We start from the raw sequence: 19030 nt of genomic DNA on the forward strand, positions 1-19030 counted from the left end.
TTTTTTGGAAATTATATAAAAATTTATAGAGTAAAAGTATCTAATTTTAAGCTATGAAAATCATAGCTTAAAAAGATAAAATATTTGTAATTTTTTCTATTAGTTCTTTTTTTCTTCTTTCAAGAGAATTTACATCCCACTCGTTATAGTTATGTATTACATCTTGGGTTATTGTGTAGCAAGTTTTAACTTTATCTTTGTTTGCATAAATTTCTTTTTTTCTAGCAAAATCATAATTTAATGCTTGTACATTTTTTTTCATAGATATTAATGTTAAATTTGCTAAAGAATTAGTCCATTTTTCTCTTTCGTCTTCTGTAAATATTTTATCCCAATTATATTCTTTATATTTTATAGGCAATATATGTTCTATTTGTATATTTGCATCCAAAGGTATAAAACTATGATGATTATTATCTGTAGCAAAATATTCTAGCATTAATAAAATAGGTTTATCCCATTTTTTGCCATAAACATAATAATATTCTAAATTTTCTATATAATTTTCTTCCATGTTATTATTTTTTATATTTTCTAATATTTCATTTTTTATTTCTTGAATATTAGATTTTTCTTTTACTAGCTTTAAAATTCTAAAACTTGTTTGTTTTATTGTGGCAATGGTATTTCCAGCAATCCAATTTTTATAATAATAAGATAGTAATAATTTTTTAAGCTCATCAAAATACTCATAATTATTAAATAAAGCTGTTGTTAAAATACTAGTCCAATATATTTCATGTCTTAAATATCTTAATAGGTAAATATACTTATCTTCCATTTTCAATAAATCTATATATGATTTTGAAAATTTTTGTATATCATTAATTATTTCTAATGAATTTTTATTATTTTTTTTAAAATTATCTAATAATTCTTTATCCAATCTAGTTTTAGGATTTGAAGTTATGGTGTAATATAAATATGTATTTAACAAGGAAAATAGCTCTAGCCCATTATTTTTAATATTGTCATTTATAGAATTCCAAGTTGCTTTAAATATTTTTCTATCTTCATTATCTAACTCATACATTAATGATGATTTTAATATATCAACAGGGCTTAGTGGCATACCTCTATCATTTAAAACATTAAATATTTTAATAGCACTATCTTGAGATGGACAAATTATAACTGTTAATACTACTTTTTCATATATCCAAATTATAAAATCATTTATCTTTATTTCTTTATATTCATTTAGTTTATTTTGTAAAAGGCTTTTAAAATAATAAGCATTTATAATATATTTATCATTTTTTAAGTCATTTTCTATTTTTTTAATATTTTTAAATTCTTCAAATTTTATACCTTGTAAAATATTTTGTTCAAAACCATTTTGATTGTATTCATTTGTTAAAAATCTTAATTTCCTTTTTGTTTCTTCGTATCTGTCTTGAATGGATTTTAATATAAAATCTTTTGCTTTATCATTTATTTGTTCCCAATATAAGGCTTTAAAAACACAAGATAAAATTATGAAGGTAGTCATTCTTTGCTGACCATCTATAATATCAAACCTTTGATCTTTTTCATTATTCACTAAAACCAAAGAACCACAGAAATAATTTTCATTTTTATTATTTGTGTATGCATTAAATAAATCATCAATTAAATCTGATAAATTTTCTTTATCCCAAGAATATGGTCTTTGATAGTCTGGTATTTGATAGAATTTACGATTATCTGCTAATATATCTTCCAAGCTACTTATATTGGCTTTTATTTCCATAGATATTCTCCTTAATTTAAATTTTAATATACGTTGTATATAATTTTTAACACTTTAATTATAAATAAACATATATTAAGTAAAACTTAAATTGTAAAGACAAAGAATTATTAAAACGCCAAAATAAAGGATTAGAATGGCTTTAGCACTTAGTAGCATACAAGAATATACTATTAAAAGAGGTAAAAAATCTTTTTGGATGTGTTTTAATATCCCAAATAATGATTTTTGTATCAATGAAACAAAATATGATAATTATTTTGATAAAAATAAGACAGATTATAAAGCTAGAAATGAATTTTTAGCTTTTATGAAAGAAAATTTTCCTAAAGTTGGCTTATATAAGATATTTGATACTGCTCCAATTGGGGGTTTTAGTATATCCTTATTTAGGAAGTATTGCTGTCGATTGCGAAGAAGGAGATGAGGTTTATCAAGCTATAAATAGTAAATACGAAGATGAAAATCATATTCCAAAATCTATGGGTGCTGTTTTTTGGGAAATGAGCCTTGAAGTAGCGCAAGAATTATACGAAGCTAGAAAATTTGATTTTGATAATTTTTAAAAACATTGTATAAATATAAAGAAATTTTTTAAAATTATAAAATATCATAAATGATATTGTAGAAAATGCTTAAAATATAAAACCTTGCTAGAATAAGCAAGGTTTATTCAGTCTTTTAAAAAAATCTTTCATTAGCATTATTAAAGCTTTGTAAAAATCAGATTTTGATTTATTATAAACATCAAAACTCCACATATTAAACCAAGTAAAAAATTCTTCTTTTAAGAATTTTTGCAAAGTTATATCATCTTGTTTTTTGATTAAAAAACTAATAAATAATAATTCATTTATCAAGCTATCTGCAGGTTCTTCATTAAAAAAAGAAAAAAAGTTATTTTGCGCAAAAATTTGCTTAACTTTGTCAGAATTATCTGAATAAATTTCTTTATTTTCATCAAGATAAAAAGAGGCAAAAGGCGGTGCTTTTACATAATCAACATCGCTTAAAAACAAAGATGTAAAATCACTTGCTATTAATTTATCATCTTCGTTTGAAGATGATAAAAGCTTTAAAGCGGTGCATTGTAATTTGCTATTATTTTTTAAAAACCAATTTTGCCAGAATTCTTCTTTTTTAAGTTTTTCTAGCAAAAAATGATTAGGTGGATTTTGCAAAAAATTGATAAATATATCTATTGCCAATTTTTGCATTAAGAATGTCCCAACATGATTTGAGTACTTATAAGTCCATAAAATAGCATTCTAGTGGTAAACACCCCTAAAAATGCACAAAGTAGGGCAAAATAAGCAAAAAATTTACTTTTAAATTTTTCATGTAAATAATTATGCAAATACCAAGTAACAATCCCAAGTCCTAAGAATGCAAAAGAAAGCGATATAAACCAATCATAGGTTCCACCTAAAAGTTCAAAAGGATTTACAAGCCCCATAATCCAAGTTTGTCCTACATGTAGGGTTTGTAAAACTATAGCAGTACTTAAAAGCCCTATGCCTATAAGTCCTGTAAAAAATGACATTTTTCTTTCATGTTCGCTATTTTCAAAAAAACAATAATAAACAATAGCACCTAAAAATATAGCACTAGCAAAAAAATAAAGCAAAGTGATCTTAAAATCCCAAGTAGGTACACTTTCTTGCATGGAGCCATAAGCTCCACTCATAAAGAAAAGTCCTAGAATTCCACATATTAGCGTAAGATAAAACACCCAATTTGAAGTTTTTAGATAAAGCAAAAAGCCCAAAGCACACACAAGAGATACAAATAAAATTTCATTATTCATCCAGCCTATGTGCCATTCATTGTTTGCATAAAAAACACCCATTCTATTTAATACATTAAAAATGTGTGTAATATCATTTAAATGAAAAAATGAAGGGATAAAAGCAGCTATCATTGCAATTCCTAAGGCTAATCCAAAAGACTTTAAATTTGCATAATTTTTGTAACCATTTATAAATGCAGGTGCATAAACCAAACTAAGTCCAATTACAGCTTGTGCTAAAATAGTAAATAATACCAAAGGTATTTCGCTTAAAATGTGATTAAATGATGTCATTTTTAACTCCTTGGTAGTTTTGAGGTAGATGAAAAATTGCGCTTTTATTACCTGAAGGCAAACTATGTTTTTCAGGCACTATACATAAATTTGGATGCGTGATAGAAGCATCAGGTAAAGGTGTGATAGAGGCTAAATTTCCATGTTCTTCTCTCAGTTTTGTTATATCGCCTGCTTTTAATGCTCTAAAAGGACAAGAGTCCACACAAATTGGATTTTTACCTTCTTTTAATCTCTCATAACACCCATCGCATTTGCTCATATGACCACTTTCATGATTAAATTGAGGTGCGCCATAAGGACATGCCATAGCACAAGCTTTGCAGCCTATACACATACTATCATCGATTGCTACTATTCCCCATTTTATTTTCATTGTTGCACCAGTTGGACAAGCTTTAAGACAAGATGGATTAGAACAATGATTGCAAGAAATAGAAGTGTAGTAAGCAAAAACACTTTGCTCAAAACTTCCATCTTCTTTACAGGTCCAATTTCCCCCTTCAGTCTCAAACACACGGCGAAAATTAACCCCCACAGGCATGTTTTTATAATCCTTGCAAGAAAGTGAGCAAGTCCTACAGCCTACGCATTTGCTTTGATCTAGCATAAAACCAAATTGTGAATTTTCTTCTAATTTCATCTTTTTCTCCTTAAACTTTTGCAATTTCAACTAAAATAGAATGTTGTCCATTTCCTTTAGAAATAGCAGTTGGCACTATACTTGCCAAAGAATTCACACAAGTTCCTACATCGATACCATTTTCATATTTTGCCCATGCACCTTGTGGTGTTACTGCACAACCTGGTATGATTTTTGGAGTAACTTTTGCAATGCCTTGTATGATTCCTAAGTCATTTCTTACTTGCACCACATCGCCCGTTTTGATACTTCTTTGCTCTGCATCTATGGTATTTATCCAAATTTCTTGTGGATTAGCTTCTCTAATTTGTGGAATTTCCCAAAAGCTAGAATGTGTTCTACCTTTGTAGTGATAGCCAAAAAATTGCAAAGGATATTTTTGTTTTAATGGATCTAAAATCCCTTCTCTTTGGCTTTCAAAAACAGGAATAGGCACTATTTGTTGTCCTTCTTTTAATTTCCAAGTTTTTTGCATTTGTGCAAGTTTTGTGCTATAAATTTCTATCTTTCCGCTAGGAGTTTTTAAAGGATTATTGATAGGATCTTTTATAAAACTTTGTAATGCCACTACAGGTTTTACAGGCTCAAATTTTACAAGTCCTTTTTCGCACATTTCTTCAAAACTAGGCAAAAGTGGATTTTTTTTCATACTTTCTTCATAAAGGTATTTTAGCCAATCTTTTTGTGTTCTTCCTTCGCTAAATTCTTTTTCTATGCCAAGTCTTTTAGCAAGTTCAAGACACATTTCATAAATAGGTTTTGCTTCGCCAACTGGCTCGATAGCTTTTTGACAATAAATAATATAAGGCTTATTGCTATAATATCCTGCGCTAGGTCTTATAAAATCTTCTTGCTCCAGCATAGTTGCATCAGGTAAGATATAATCTGCGTAGTTATTTGACGGAGTTCTAGTTACATTAACATCTACTATACACTCACACAAATTCTCATCGCTTAAAATATCATGCACTTCTTTAATGGCGCTGTGCTGATTTGTAAGACAATTTCCTGCTGTATTGAAAATAAATTTGATATTTTGTTTTAATTGTGTTGTGCCACGCACCCCATCACTAATATCTGTCATTTCTTTTCCGCGATAAATAGCTTCTGTAAATAAAAAACAAGGAATAGAATCTTTTATTGGATTTTTAAAAGGCATACCCATTATATCATATGTTTTACTTGACCCTGTTCGACATCCTGTATTTGTCCCTTCTATGCCAATATTTCCTGTAATACAAGCTAGAGTTGCTATCGCCCTTGCATTTTGTTCTCCATTTGAATGTCTTTGCACTCCCCAACCTTGTTCTATAAAACAAGGCTTTATGGTGGCAATTTCTCTTGCAAGTTGAACTATGCGGCGTGCTGGAATTTTTGTAATCTTGCTAGCCCAATCAGGAGTTTTTTCTACTCCATCGTTTAGTCCTAAAACATAGCTTTCATAGCTTGAGTTTTGGTTGTATCTTGTGGCAGAGTATTTTCGCTAAAGCTTATGGTGTATTTATCAAGAAAAGTTCTATCAAGTAAATCTTTTTATCATCACATAAGTTAGCACAGCAATCAAAGCTGCATCGGTTCCTGGTGCTAAAGGCTTTTTGATAAGCATAGCCTACTCCACCACCTCCCATTCTAGTTTCAACATGATTTGCTCCAAAAAATATAGCTAATTTTGCAGAGCGTAAAGTGTATATATCGCTAGCAGGAGATCCACCATAGAAAAAATTCATAGCATTTGAAATTTGAGCCGTAGAATAAGAATTATGATAATTTAAATAACCACCATAAAGACTTAAAAGTCTAGCCCATGGACCTTGTGTACAGCGATTAATTATTGTTCCTGTTGCATAATTTATATAAAAGGCTTCATTGCCGTATTTTTCTTTAATTTCTTGCATTTTGGCAGAAATTTCATCAAAAGCTTGTTCCCAAGAAATAGGCATAAATTTACCTTCACCTCTTTTTCCCACTCTTTTTAATGGTCTTTTTAAGCGATTTGCATTGTAAACTTTATATCTTGAGCTTCTACCTCTAATACAGGCTCTTGCTTGACGATTATCAAAGCTATCATCACCTTCATTATCAGTACTGACATATTTAATAATTCCATCTTGAGTATGCACTTTTACAGGACATTTTGTTCCGCAATTTACATTACATCCAGCCCATTTGCTGATCAATGGTGGAGTTTTTAATAAATTTGCACTTAGACTTATAGGACTTAAGGTTAAGCCGCCAAACAAAGAACTCCATTTTAAAAAATCTCTACGATTTTGTTCCATGTTATCTCCTTACATTTATGTGACAAAAGTAATTGCGATTATAATACAAATAATAATTTTATTCAATTAAAATTAAGACTTTAAAACTCCTAAATATAGGCTTTATAATGGATTTTTCGTTTATGAATTTAACTTCAAAAAATAAAAATTTGAATAATATAATGATAAAAATTTATTAAAATAGTATTTAAATATAAATTTATAACTAAAATATAACTTTATCCCCCGTATAGGCTTGCGAGTTGAGTTTTTTTGTTTTATAATTTTGTGCGTTATTAAAATAAAAAGGTTTTTTATGTTGAGATTTTTAATTTTTGCAATGTTGTTGTTTGTGAATTTAGAAGCAAAAATCCCAAAAGATACACTTATTATAGCAGTTGAAAATGAAATCGCAAGGATAAATCCTGCTTATAGTGAGGATCATGATGCAGTGATTAATCTTGTATTTTCAGGGCTTACGCGTTTTGATGAAAATATGAGTTTAAAACCTGATTTGGCTAAGTCTTGGGATGTTAGTAAAGACGGGCTTGTTTATGATATTTTTTTAAGAGATGATGTTTTATGGCATGATGGAGTCAAATTTAGTGCTGATGATGTGAAATTTAGCATAGAAGCCTTTAAAAATCCTAAAAACAATTCTTCTGTTTATGTCAATTTTGAAGACATTAAAAGTGTGGAAATTTTAAATCCTTCTCATGTAAAAATCACACTTTTTAAACCTTATCCTGCATTTTTAGATGCTTTAAGCATAGGAATGCTTCCTAAACATTTGCTTGAAAATGAGAATTTAAACACAAGCTCTTTTAATCAAAATCCTATAGGTACAGGTCCTTATAAATTTGTAAAATGGAAAAAAGGTGAATATGTTGAATTTAAAGCTAATGAACATTTTTATCTTGATAAGGTAAAAACTCCAAGACTTATTATAAAACACATTTTTGATCCTTCTATAGCTAGTGCTGAGCTTAAAAATGGCAAGATAGACGCAGCTTTAATCGATGTTTCTTTGCTAAATATTTTTAAAAATGATGAAAATTTTGGAATTTTACGTGAAAAATCGGCTGATTATCGGGCTTTAATGTTTAATTTTGATAATGAATTTTTAAAAGATTTAAAAGTAAGACAAGCTTTAAATTATGCAGTTGATAAAGAAAGTATAGTAAAAAATCTTTTGCATGATTATGCTTTTGTAGCTAATCACCCTTTAGAGCGTTCTTGGGCAAATCCTAAGAATTTTAAAATTTACAAATATGATCCTAAAAAAGCCGAGGATTTACTTGTAAATGCAGGTTTTAAGAAAAATAAAGATGGAAATTTTGAAAAAGATGGGAAAATTTTAGAATTTGAAATTTGGGCGATGAGTAATGATCCTTTAAGGGTAAGTTTAGCTGGAATTTTGCAAAGCGAATTTAGAAAAATAGGAGTTGTAAGCAAGGTAGTGGCTAAACCTGCTGGAAGTTTTGATTATTCTAAAGTAGATAGTTTTTTAATAGGCTGGGGAAGTCCTTTAGATCCTGATTTTCACACTTTTAGGGTATTTGAAAGTTCGCAAGATAGTGCTTTAAATGATGAGGGTTGGAATTTTGGACATTATCATGATAAAAAAGTGGATATAGCCTTGCAAAAAGCAAGAAATACTTCAAATTTGGAAGAGAGAAAAAAATATTATAAAGATTTTATAGATGCTTTGTATGAAAATCCTCCTTTTATCTTTTTAGCCTATCTTGATTTTGCTTTAGTTTATAATAAAGATTTAAAAGGTATCAAAGCAAGGACTTTAGGTCATCATGGAGTGGGTTTTACTTGGAATGTTTATGAGTGGAGTAAATAGTGCTAAAACGCTTAGTTTTTAGTCTTGTCGTAGCATTTTTTAGCACTTTTTTATGTTTTGCTTTGCTTTATTTTAGTAAAGGCGGTATAGCTTATGTTAATGGAGTTAATTCACAAAGTAAAGAATTTATTCAAAGAATAGAACAAAATTTAGGGCTTGATAAGCCTTTGCTAGAGCAGTATAAAATTTGGCTTTTTAAGGCTTTAAAAGGAGATTTAGGGGTTTCTTTTTTAAGTGGAGAAAGTGTTTTAAAGCTTATAAAAGAAAGAATTTTTAATACTTTTATTTTGGGTTTTAGTGCCTTAATGCTTTTATTTTTACTCAGTGTTTTTTTGGCACTTTTAGGATATTACTATAAAGAAAGTTTTATAGATAAAATCATCACTTTTTTAGCTTTTAATTTTTTTGCTTTACCTCCTTTTGTTTTAGCTTTATTGTTTGTTTTAATTTTTGGAATTTTTTGGAAAATTTTGCCTGTTATGGGAAGTAGTGATATAGGCTTTGAAGATGATTTTTTAAATCGTTTAGAGCATTTGATTTTACCTGTTTTGGTGCTCGTTTTATCACATTTGGCGTTATTTTTAAGGATTGCTAGAAATTTTATCAATGAAAGTTTTTCTCAAATTTTTATTCAAAATTTATATGCTAGAGCTTTGAGGGAAAAAGATATTTATTTTTTAGTTTTGAAATATTCTTTAAGTCCTATTGTGGCTTATTTTGGGGGAAGTGCTTTAAGTTTTATGATGGGAACTTATGTGGTAGAAAGTGTCTTTGCTTACGAGGGGCTTGGGTCTTTACTTTTTAAAAGTATTATTTTTAAAGATTATCCTGTTGTGCTTGCGCTTATATTTTTTAGTGTTTTGCTTGCAGCATTTTTTACATTTTTAAGTGATATTGTAGCTAGGATTTTAAATCCTAGATTAAGAAGGCTTGATTTTGTTTAAATTTCTTATCATACTTGCGCCTTTAATTTTTTTGTTTTTATGCGCCTTGTTCGCACCTTTTTTGACTCCTTTTGATATTTTAAGCACTCATTTAGAAAATTTGCATCAAGCTCCTAATTTTACTTATATTTTAGGGACTGATTTTTTAGGCAGGGATTTGTTTTCTCGTTTGCTTTTTGCTTTGAGAAATTCTTTGATTATAGGTGTTGGTGGATCTTTATTGTCTATTATTTTTGCTTTGTGTTATTTGTTTTTAGCACGATGTTTTTTTTATATTTTTTGGATGCGTATTTTAGAGTTTTTTTTAGCCTTGCCTGCTTTTTTACTTATGATGTTTTTTCAAAGCATGATAACTTCTGATGTGTTTTTGATGATTTTTTTAATCGCTTTAATTCATTGGTGTTTCATAGCAAGAATTATAGAAAGTGAATTAAAAAGACTTGAAAATTTAGATTTTTACAAAGCAAATATAGTGCTTGGAAGAACTAAATTTAGAGCTTTTTTTAAAGATTTAATACCCGCTTTAAAAACACTGATTTTTACACTTTTTATATTTAATATTGTTCATGCTATAGCCACAGAAGCTACTTTGAGTTTTTTTGGACTGGGCTTAGGATTTGAAATTCCAACTTTAGGTACTCTTTTGAGTGAGTCTTCAAAAGCAGTTTTTATAGGTGCTTGGTGGATGATACTTTTTCCACTTTTAAGCTTGCTTTTGTTGTTTTTACCTCTTTTATGGTTGGGTAATTTTTTACAAAAAATTTGGGGTATAAGATCTTGAAGGTAAGAAATTTAAATATCAGTTTGAAGAATAATTTATTGCTTAAGGATATTAATTTAGATATAAAAACAGGCAAAACTTTAATGATACTAGGACAAAGTGGAGTGGGTAAAAGCTTGTTAGGAAAAGCTTTGGTAAGACTTTTAGATTCTAATTTCACAATAAGTTTTGATGAATTAAGTTTTCATAATTCTTGTATTTTTAATTTTAACAAAGAAGAACTTAGAGATTTTCGTTCTAAGGTGGCACTTGTTTTACAAGATGCAGAGCTTAGTCTTTATCCTTATTTGGATATCGGAAATTTATGTCATCTTGTTTTAAAAACTCATACAAAATTAAAACAAAAAGAAAGAAAAGATTACGCTTTTTCTTATTTTAAAAAATTAGGATTTGAAAATCTTGATCGTTTATGGCATTCTTATGCTAATGAATTAAGTTTGGGTATGGCAAGAAGGGTGAGCCTAGCTTTAGCATTATTAAATCAACCCCAAATTTTAATTTGTGATGAAATCACAGCTTCTTTGGATAAAGAAAACGCTTCTAAGATCATATCGATTTTAGAAGAATTAAAAAATACTACAGCCTTAGTTTGCATCACTCATGATTTAAATTTGGTAAATTCTTTAGCAGATGAAATTCTTATGCTAGAAAAAAATAGTTCAAATTTATATAGTTTAGATGAGTTTTTAAGGTATTATAATGCTTAAAGTTTGTAATTTAAGTAAGTTTTATGAGCTTAAAAAGCATTGGTATTTAAAAAAAGAAAGACATATTGTTTTTGATAATATCAATTTTTCTTTAAATGAAAATGACAATTTAATGATTTTAGGTAAAAGTGGTGCAGGTAAAAGTACATTAGCTAGAATTCTTTGTTTTTTAGAAGATCCAAGCGAGGGTGAGATATGGTATGAAAATCTTAACTTACACAAGCTTGATAAAAACAAACAGAGACTTTTAAGAAAGCAAATTCAGTATTGCTTTCAAGATCACAAAATGACTTTAAACCCTTATAAAAAAATCAAAAATCTTATACAAGATGGTTTGGAAAATTTTAATTTACAAAAGAATGATGACTTGATTTTAGAATTTTTTGATTTTTTTAGTCTAAAAAAACAAATTTTAGAACAAAAACCCTATGAATTAAGCGGAGGAGAAGCCACGCGTGTAGGTCTTATCCGTGCTTTGGTTTTAAATCCTAAATTGTTGATTTTAGATGAAATTACTTCAGCGCTTGATATTAAAACTTCTAAAGAAATTTTAACTTTTTTATATGACTATCAGCAAAAAAATAATATTTCTTATATATTTATAACCCATCAAAGTGATCTTTTTTATAAATTTAATCATAAAAAATTAAAACTTTAAAAAAATATTTTTTAATATAAGTTTCAATATAGAAAGTTTAGAGTAAAATAAAGAAAAGTGTAAATTTAATTTTTGTTGTGGAGTGATTAAAGTGCTTTAAAAAAGGAGAATAAATGTCTCATATAGATGCTTCGCATCCTTATTTTGGTATTTTTTTAATGCTAGTACTTGCTAGTGTTATTTTTTTTGGACTGGTTTTTTTAGCTTCAAAAATTGGTAATAATTTTGCCGCAAAAAATCGCAAAAAATTAGGACTTGGAATTTATGAATGTGGTCCTATTCCTGTTAAACAAGCTAACAAGATTAACTCTCAATTTTTCATCATCGCCTTAATCTTCATACTTTTGGATATAGAAGTTGTGTTTTTATTTCCTTGGGCTTTGATTTTTAAAGATTTAGGTTGGTTTGGGCTTTTAGAAGTTTTTGTTTTTATCGTACTTTTAGGAGTTGGATTTTTATATGCTTATAAAAAAGGAGCGTTTGCATGGCAGAGCATCAAGTAAATTATGCAAGTGGTTTGCCCGTCGTTTTAACTAGCGTTGATAAACTAGTTCAATGGGGTAGGAGTAATTCTTTATGGGCTTTATCTTATGGACTTGCCTGTTGTGCGATTGAGATGATGGCGGCTGGGGGTTCAAGATATGATTTTGATAGATTTGGAACGATTTTTAGAGCTTCGCCACGTCATAGCGAAGTGATGATTATCGCAGGAACTTTATGTAAAAAACACGCTGAATTTACAAGAAGACTTTATGATCAAATGCCTGATCCTAAATGGGTGATTTCTATGGGAAGTTGTGCCAATACAGGTGGTATGTTTAATACTTATTCTACTGTTCAAGGAGTGGATAGAATTATACCTGTAGATATTTATGTACCAGGCTGTGCTCCACGCCCCGAAAGTTTTCAGTTTGCTTTGATGATTTTGCAAAAAAAGATTCGCAAAGAAAAAGCAAGTCGCAAGATCGCACCTAAAAGGTTGGTATGATGAGAAAGTATAGCGATAAAAAAAATGCTCAAACTCAAAATTACTATAAAGATAGATTTTATCACGCACCACACACTGTAAAATCTGATGTTAATGAAAGTGTTTTTAAAGATGATTTTGAAGTTTTAAAAACTCAAGTAGAAATTTTAAATTCCTTTATAGAGCTTGATTTTTGGGTAATAGAAATTAAAAAAGAAGACAATGTTAAAACCTTGCAAATGCTTAAAACTTTAGGGTATTTAAGTTTTACAGAGGCAAGTGCTATTGATTTTATAGCAGATAGAAATGGTTTTGAAGTGTTTTATCAGCTTTTAAATTTAGAAAAAAAATTAAGAGTGAGAATAAAAACTTTTGTAGGTGTAAAAGAGCGTTTGCAAAGCGTGGCTCATGTTTTTAAAGGGGCAAATTGGAGTGAGAGAGAAATTTATGACATGTTTGGAATTTTCATCATAAATCATCCCAATTTAAAACGCATTTTAATGCCTGATGATTGGTTTGGACATCCGCTTTTAAAAACTTATCCTTTAAAGGGTGATGAGTTTGCAAGATGGTATGAGATTGATAAAATTTTTGGTAAAGAATATCGTGAAGTAGTGGGTGAAGAACAAAGAGATTCTGGTTTTGTTGATGATAAAGATACGCTAAATTTTGCAAGACTTTATCATGAAGTGTCAAAAGGTGGTCAAAAGAAGGAAATTTCCTTTAAACAAGAATATCAAGAAGATGAAGGCGTAGCTTTTGTAAAAAAAGTAAAACGTGATGAAGCAAAAATTTTAGAGAAAAGGCGTTAAAATGCAAATTCCTAGCAAGTTAAAACCTTATTATGAAAATATAACTTTTGAGCAAGAAGACTCAAAAATGATTATCAATTTAGGCCCTCAACACCCTTCAGCACATGGAAATTTACGTCTTATTTTAGAACTTGATGGAGAGCAAGTTGTAAAAGCACGTCCTTGTATAGGTTATATGCATCGTGGTATGGAAAAAATGGCTGAAAATATGATTTATCAAGAATTTATTCCTACTACTGATAGAATGGATTATATCGCCGCTTCAGCGAATAATTATGCTTATTGTGCAGCGGTTGAAAAGCTTTGTGGTTTAGAGATTCCACGCCGTGCAGCAGTCATACGCATGATACTTTTAGAATTAAACCGTATCGCATCGCATTTACTTTGGCTTGCCACTCATGCGCTTGATATTGGTGCGATGAGTGTGTTTTTATACTGCTTTAGAGAACGTGAATATGTTTTGGATTTGATAGAAAAGTATTGCGGCGCAAGGCTTACGCATTCTTCTATGAGAATAGGCGGGGTTATGCTTGATTTACCTGAGAATTATTTAGAAGAAATGCTTGCATTTTGTGACAAATTTCCAAATGATCTAAAAGATTATGAAGATCTTTTAGATGATAATAGAATTTGGCGTTTAAGAACTGAAAATGTAGGTGTGGTTACCAAAGAACAAGCCTTAAATTGGGGTTGTACGGGTGTGATGTTAAGAGGAAGTGGTATAAAATACGATATACGCAAAGAAGAGCCTTATTTGCTTTATAATGAAGTCGAATTTGGTGTGCCTTATGCTACACAAGGGGATTCTTATGCAAGATATAAAGTTTATATGCAAGAATTTCGTGAAAGTTTGAAAATCCTTAGGCAATGTGCCACGCTTTATAAAGATACTCCACCTGAAATTTTAGCTACGCATCCTGAGTATGTAAGTGCTTCAAAGGAACAAATTTTAACGCAGAATTATTCCTTAATGCAGCATTTTGTTTTAATCACTCAAGGTTTAAAACCTCCTAAAGGCGAAGTTTATGTGCCTACCGAAAGTCCAAAAGGTGAGCTTGGCTTTTTTATCCATAGTGATGGTACAGGAAGACCTTATCGTTTAAAGGCTAGAACGCCTAGTTATTGGCATTGTGCGTTTTTTGAAGAAATGCTTGTAGGTACTTATTTGGCTGATGTTGTAGCCATTATGGGTAATGTAAATATAGTTTTAGGTGAGATAGATCGATGAGAAGAGTAGATTTAAGAAAAAGCAAAGAGCTTTTTGAAGATTTAGCACAAATCATAAAAGAAGCAAAACAAGGTGAGGTTTTAGTGGTGCTTTTTGAAATCGGCGATTTTTCTCCTGTTGAAAAAAGTTTTTCTTTTGTAAAAGAACAAGGTTGCGAGCTTTTAAATTCTTTGAAATTTAATCAAGTGGATTGGACTATTGTTATAAAAAAGGAGAGGGTATGATTTATGATAATGCTCTTTGTTTTTTAGATATGCCAAGCCTTAAAAACAAAAATTTATGTGAAAAAATAGGTGTAAATAGTATTAATATTTCTTGTTTGGAAGATAAAAATTTAAAAGCTAAATTTTACAAATGCGAAATTGCAAGTTTGAGTTTTGTTTTAGCCTTGCTTTGTAAATTAAGCGATGAAGGACAATTTAGCGATTTAGATGAGGGATATTTAAGTGCTGAATCTTGCTTTGGAGAGGAAGAAGCAGGTGAAGTGCTTGCTTTTTTAAAAGAGGCTAAGTATTTAATTATAGATAAAAATATCCATTTTTATAAAGATAGCGAAAATATCAAATATTTTTTGAATTTCTTAAGCGTAAAATATGAATTAAAGATTTTAGATAGCGATGAAGAAGAATGCGATTTTAAAAAGGCAAAATTAAACACCTTAAAAGAACTAGATAATTATGATGGTTTAGTGCTTTTTAGAGCAAATTTGCAAGATAAAAATTTACATTGTTCAAAGCAATTTTTACAAATTGCAAAATGCAAAGATCAAAGTGAAGTTAAAATTTTGGCTAAAGATTTTAGTTTTAAAACCAAGCTTTGTTTAGATGAAAATTTACAAGGCACCATAGCTTTTTTAAATTATGAAAACAATGGTTTTGATTTTACTCCAATTCGCATAAAGGAAGCAAAATGACAGTTAAGATTAATGGTATAAATTGCGCCTTTGAAGAAGGCGAATATATTTTAAATATAGCAAGAAGAAATGATATTTTTATCCCAGCGATTTGCTATCTTTCAGGCTGTAGTCCTACTTTGGCTTGTCGTATGTGTATGGTTGAAGCTGATGGTAAAAAGGTATATTCTTGCAATACTAAAGCAAAAGAGGGTATGGTTGTAGAAAGTGATTTAAAAAATCTTTGGGATGAAAGAAATGAGATCATGCAAGCTTATTGTATCAATCATCCTTTAGAATGTGGAGTTTGCGATAAATCAGGCGAGTGTGAATTGCAAAATTTCACTCATAAAAGTCGTGTAAATGTTCAAAAACATTGGATTAAAGACACGCATAAACCGCATAAACATTGGGGAATGATTAATTACGATCCCGCACTTTGCATAGTATGTGAGCGTTGTATTACAGTTTGTAAGGATAAAATCGGCGAAAGTGCTTTAAAAACCGTTCCTCGTGGCGGAGATAGTGTGGATAATAGCTTTAAAGAGAGCATGGGAAAAGATGCTTATGCGATTTGGACTAAATTTCAAAAAAGTTTGATAGGTCCTGCAAATGGCGACACGCTTGATTGTTCATTTTGTGGGGAATGTACAAGCGTATGCCCAACAGGAGCTTTGATAGGTTCGAAATTTCAATACACTTCAAATATTTGGGAACTTAAAAGAATCCCTGCTTCAAATCCGCATTCAAGCGATTGTGAGTTGATGTATTATGATATTAAGCAAAGTGGTATTAGCAATCAAAAAGAAAAAATTTATCGTGTGAGTAATGATTTTGCCTTTGCGAGTTTAAATAAGGCTGCAAGATTTGCTTTTGATACGCAAAATGAGGCAGATAAAGATGAAAAAGCCTTTAAAGAACTTGTGGAGCTTTTTGAGAAAAATGAAATTAAAAACATTAAATTTAATAGTTTTATTACCAATGAAGAAGCTTTGATTTTACAAAATTTAAAAAAGAAATTTAATCTTTCTTTGATCAATGAAGAAGCTTTGAAATTTAAAGAATTTTTACAAGAATTTATCGCTAATTCTGGCGAGTTTTATAGTGCTAATACTCAAGATATAACAAAAAGTGATTTTTTGGTTGTGGCTGGAATGCTTTTAAGATATGATGCTCCAACACTTAGCTATAAAATCAATAATGCTTTAGTGATGAATAAAGGCTCAGGGCTTTATTTTCATCCTATGGAAGATATGGGTATAGCAAAATATTCTAAAAATTTTATTTCACACATTCATAAAAGTGGCGATGAAGAGCAAATTTTATATTTTTTACTTCAAAAATTTAGCCAAGATGAAGGTATTAAAACTCATTTAGCAGAGTTTTTTGTTAGTGAAAATAAAGAAATAGAAGAAAGTATCAACGAAGAAGTTGTAGAGCAAGTCATAGAAAAAGATGAAGAAGGCAATGAAATCCAAAAAGAAGTAAAAAAAGTCGTGCCTAAGAAAGTGAAAAAAATCATAGAAGTGCAACGCTCTATTTTTGCTAAAAATTTAGGCATAGATGAAGATAAATTAGAAGATTTATTGCTTAAAAAAGCAAATTTTACTCTTGTTATAGGGAGTGATTTTTATTTTCATAAAAATGCGAAAAAACTTGCTAAATTACTTGCTTTGATCCAAAATACCACTCCTTTTAAAGTCTTTTTAAATCCTACACATACCAATACCTTAGGTGTGGCCATGATTTGCGATTTGGATAAAAACACACAAGAAGGCAAGACTTTAGGTTATAATGAAAAAGGTGATTTTAGTTTTTCTTATGAAGAGCATGCAAATTTAGCTAGTGCGAGTTTAAATCAGCAAGAAGGAACTTTTTTAAATTACGATAAAAGAGTGGTGCCAACTAACGCTGCTTTAGAATTTAAGGGATATTTTTTAAATGATTTAGCTAATGCTTTAGGTTTTGATGAGGAATATACCATAAATTATACTAAGAGACTCCCTATAAATAAAGGTTTTTCTCCGATTGATTTTGATCATTTAGACAATTTTTATACCAATGCAGGCGATTGTAAAAGGGGATATGAGCTTAATTTAGAATGTTTTAAACAAGTTGCTAAAAAAGAATTCATCTCTCCAAATTTTGAAAATTTAAACCCAAAAGAAGATGAAATTTTGCTTTATAGTGCTAATCCTAGCTATCAATTTGGTAGATTTTCAAATCGTGCTAGTGCGATTAATGAGGTGATTTTTTTAGGTGTAAGTGAAAATTTAGCTAAAGAGAAAAATTTAAAAGATAAAGATCTTGTAAAACTTAAAATAAAAGATAAAGAATTAAGCCTTAGTGTGCGTGTGGATAAGGATATAAAAAATGGAGCTTTCTTACCGTATTTTGATGAAAAACTTGACACGCTAAGCTTTTTTGATGAAAGATTTGTTGTGGCGAATTTAGAAAAATTAGGAACAAACCATGAGTGATTTTGCTTTTTTTGCTTTAGAGGCTTTGATTAAATGTATTATTGTCATTGCAATATTTGCGAGTTTAGCAGGTCTTGCAACTTATGCTGAAAGAAAAGTTTTAGCTTATTTTCAAAGACGCATAGGGCCTGATATGGTAGGGCCTTTTGGGCTTATTCAACTTGTAGCTGATATGATAAAACTTTTTACTAAAGAAGATATAATCCCTTCAAATTCGCAAAAATTTATTTTTGCTATAGCACCTTTGATTTCTGCTATTTGTGCTTTTGTTTCTTTAGCGGCTATTCCTATGCTACCTGAATTTACTTTATTTGGAAGGGTGATTCAGCCTATAGTGGCAGATATCAATGTAGCTTTGCTTTTTGTCATCGGCACTTCAGGACTTTGCTTTTATGCGGTGTTTTTGGGTGGACTTGCAAGTAATAATAAATGGTCGATTTTAGGGGCTGCAAGAGGGCTTGTAGCGATTATTTCCTATGAAAGCGTAGGAGCTTTGGCTTTGATTGCTATTGTAATGCTTGTAGGTTCTTTTTCTTTGGTGGATATTAACAATTATCAAAGTGATGGATTTTTTTCTTGGCTTATTTTTAAACAGCCCTTGGCTTTTGTGCTTTTTATAATTGCTTTATTTATAGAGACCAATAGAACTCCGCTTTGTTTGACGGAAAATGATGCTGAAATTGTAGCGGGTTATGGAACGGAGTATTCGGGTTTAAGATGGGGTATGTTTTTTATAGGTGAATATGCTTCTATGATAGCTGGAGCTATTTTGGTAACTCTTTTGTTTTTAGGGGGTTTTAATAGCTTTTGGATTATTCCTGGTTGGATTATGATGATAGTAAAATCAAGTTTTATTTTCTTTTGGTATTTTTGGGCAAGAGCTGCTTTTCCGCAATTGCGTCCAGATCAAGTGATGAAAATGTGCTATTTGATCTTAATCCCTTTAGCGGTTTTAAACCTTTTAATCACTGCTTTGGCAGTTCTTTTATAGGA

Annotated in this window: 20 protein-coding genes; 14 read left to right on the plus strand and 6 right to left on the minus strand. The window is 29.8% G+C overall.

Annotation, left to right across the window (positions count from 1 at the left end; genetic code table 11):
- Positions 1-67 precede the first annotated feature (67 nt).
- Positions 68-1732, minus strand: coding sequence for a DUF262 domain-containing protein (locus AJ936_RS03590; protein ID WP_070274070.1), 1665 nt, complete (start codon positions 1730-1732; stop codon positions 68-70).
- 365 nt (positions 1733-2097) lie between these two features.
- On the opposite strand from AJ936_RS03590, the gene AJ936_RS10315 reads away from it, so the two are divergent.
- Complete coding sequence (locus tag AJ936_RS10315) at positions 2098-2298, plus strand: hypothetical protein (protein ID WP_180365767.1); 201 nt, start codon at positions 2098-2100, stop codon at positions 2296-2298.
- Between the two features lie 87 nt (positions 2299-2385).
- Here the strand turns inward: AJ936_RS10315 and AJ936_RS03600 are convergent, their stop codons facing one another.
- The 5 genes from AJ936_RS03600 to AJ936_RS10560 form a co-directional block, all read right to left on the minus strand.
- Positions 2386-2949, minus strand: coding sequence for a molecular chaperone (locus AJ936_RS03600; protein ID WP_052834349.1), 564 nt, complete (start codon positions 2947-2949; stop codon positions 2386-2388).
- Complete coding sequence (locus AJ936_RS03605; protein WP_052858839.1) at positions 2949-3815, minus strand: DmsC/YnfH family molybdoenzyme membrane anchor subunit; 867 nt, start codon at positions 3813-3815, stop codon at positions 2949-2951. Before AJ936_RS03605 ends, AJ936_RS03600 begins: the two co-directional genes overlap by 1 nt.
- Entirely contained in the window at positions 3802-4458 is a 657-nt protein-coding gene (locus AJ936_RS03610; RefSeq protein WP_022552454.1) for a DMSO/selenate family reductase complex B subunit, read from the minus strand. Before AJ936_RS03610 ends, AJ936_RS03605 begins: the two co-directional genes overlap by 14 nt.
- Before the next feature lie 10 nt (positions 4459-4468).
- The gene (locus AJ936_RS10555; protein ID WP_350308163.1) at positions 4469-5752 is read right to left on the minus strand and encodes a molybdopterin dinucleotide binding domain-containing protein; all 1284 of its coding nucleotides are present in this window, start codon (positions 5750-5752) and stop codon (positions 4469-4471) included.
- A 196-nt stretch (positions 5753-5948) separates the two neighbouring features.
- Positions 5949-6737 (minus strand): molybdopterin-dependent oxidoreductase, encoded by a 789-nt coding sequence (locus AJ936_RS10560; RefSeq protein WP_250578742.1) that lies wholly within the window; start codon positions 6735-6737, stop codon positions 5949-5951.
- Between the two features lie 295 nt (positions 6738-7032).
- Here AJ936_RS10560 and AJ936_RS03620 point away from each other — a divergent pair, with 295 nt between their 5' ends.
- The 13 genes from AJ936_RS03620 (at position 7033) to nuoH (ending at position 19028) form a co-directional block, all read left to right on the plus strand.
- On the plus strand, positions 7033-8568 hold the full coding sequence (locus AJ936_RS03620) for an ABC transporter substrate-binding protein (RefSeq protein WP_070274071.1): 1536 nt from the start codon (positions 7033-7035) through the stop codon (positions 8566-8568).
- Positions 8568-9512 carry an ABC transporter permease gene (locus AJ936_RS03625; RefSeq protein WP_053872620.1) on the plus strand — a complete coding sequence of 315 codons (945 nt, stop codon included), beginning with the start codon at positions 8568-8570 and terminating at the stop codon, positions 9510-9512. The genes AJ936_RS03620 and AJ936_RS03625 overlap by 1 nt, the downstream gene beginning before the upstream one ends.
- Entirely contained in the window at positions 9499-10293 is a 795-nt protein-coding gene (locus tag AJ936_RS03630) for an ABC transporter permease (protein ID WP_074487149.1), read from the plus strand. Before AJ936_RS03625 ends, AJ936_RS03630 begins: the two co-directional genes overlap by 14 nt.
- The gene (locus AJ936_RS03635) at positions 10290-11000 is read left to right on the plus strand and encodes an ATP-binding cassette domain-containing protein (protein WP_044778686.1); all 711 of its coding nucleotides are present in this window, start codon (positions 10290-10292) and stop codon (positions 10998-11000) included. The genes AJ936_RS03630 and AJ936_RS03635 overlap by 4 nt, the downstream gene beginning before the upstream one ends.
- The gene (locus tag AJ936_RS03640; RefSeq protein WP_044778688.1) at positions 10993-11658 is read left to right on the plus strand and encodes an ATP-binding cassette domain-containing protein; all 666 of its coding nucleotides are present in this window, start codon (positions 10993-10995) and stop codon (positions 11656-11658) included. The genes AJ936_RS03635 and AJ936_RS03640 overlap by 8 nt, the downstream gene beginning before the upstream one ends.
- A gap of 113 nt (positions 11659-11771) precedes the next feature.
- A complete protein-coding gene (locus AJ936_RS03645) occupies positions 11772-12161 on the plus strand; it encodes an NAD(P)H-quinone oxidoreductase subunit 3 (RefSeq protein ID WP_002824972.1) in 390 nt (129 codons plus the stop codon).
- Entirely contained in the window at positions 12143-12646 is a 504-nt protein-coding gene (locus tag AJ936_RS03650; RefSeq protein WP_002777888.1) for an NADH-quinone oxidoreductase subunit B family protein, read from the plus strand. The genes AJ936_RS03645 and AJ936_RS03650 overlap by 19 nt, the downstream gene beginning before the upstream one ends.
- Positions 12643-13437, plus strand: coding sequence for an NADH-quinone oxidoreductase subunit C (locus AJ936_RS03655; RefSeq protein WP_079396964.1), 795 nt, complete (start codon positions 12643-12645; stop codon positions 13435-13437). Before AJ936_RS03650 ends, AJ936_RS03655 begins: the two co-directional genes overlap by 4 nt.
- A 1-nt stretch (position 13438) precedes the next feature.
- On the plus strand, positions 13439-14665 hold the full coding sequence (gene nuoD, locus AJ936_RS03660; protein WP_044778690.1) for an NADH dehydrogenase (quinone) subunit D: 1227 nt from the start codon (positions 13439-13441) through the stop codon (positions 14663-14665).
- On the plus strand, positions 14662-14889 hold the full coding sequence (locus AJ936_RS03665; protein ID WP_002824979.1) for an NADH-ubiquinone oxidoreductase subunit E family protein: 228 nt from the start codon (positions 14662-14664) through the stop codon (positions 14887-14889). The genes nuoD and AJ936_RS03665 overlap by 4 nt, the downstream gene beginning before the upstream one ends.
- Positions 14886-15578 (plus strand): hypothetical protein, encoded by a 693-nt coding sequence (locus AJ936_RS03670; RefSeq protein ID WP_002862215.1) that lies wholly within the window; start codon positions 14886-14888, stop codon positions 15576-15578. Before AJ936_RS03665 ends, AJ936_RS03670 begins: the two co-directional genes overlap by 4 nt.
- Positions 15575-18037, plus strand: a complete 2463-nt coding sequence (locus AJ936_RS03675; protein ID WP_002862214.1) for an NADH-quinone oxidoreductase subunit G — start codon at positions 15575-15577, stop codon at positions 18035-18037. The genes AJ936_RS03670 and AJ936_RS03675 overlap by 4 nt, the downstream gene beginning before the upstream one ends.
- On the plus strand, positions 18030-19028 hold the full coding sequence (gene nuoH / locus AJ936_RS03680) for an NADH-quinone oxidoreductase subunit NuoH (RefSeq protein ID WP_002856570.1): 999 nt from the start codon (positions 18030-18032) through the stop codon (positions 19026-19028). The genes AJ936_RS03675 and nuoH overlap by 8 nt, the downstream gene beginning before the upstream one ends.
- Positions 19029-19030 lie beyond the last annotated feature (2 nt).

Source organism: Campylobacter sp. BCW_6877 (assembly GCF_001762445.1).
Classification (GTDB): Bacteria; Campylobacterota; Campylobacteria; order Campylobacterales; family Campylobacteraceae; genus Campylobacter_D; species Campylobacter_D jejuni.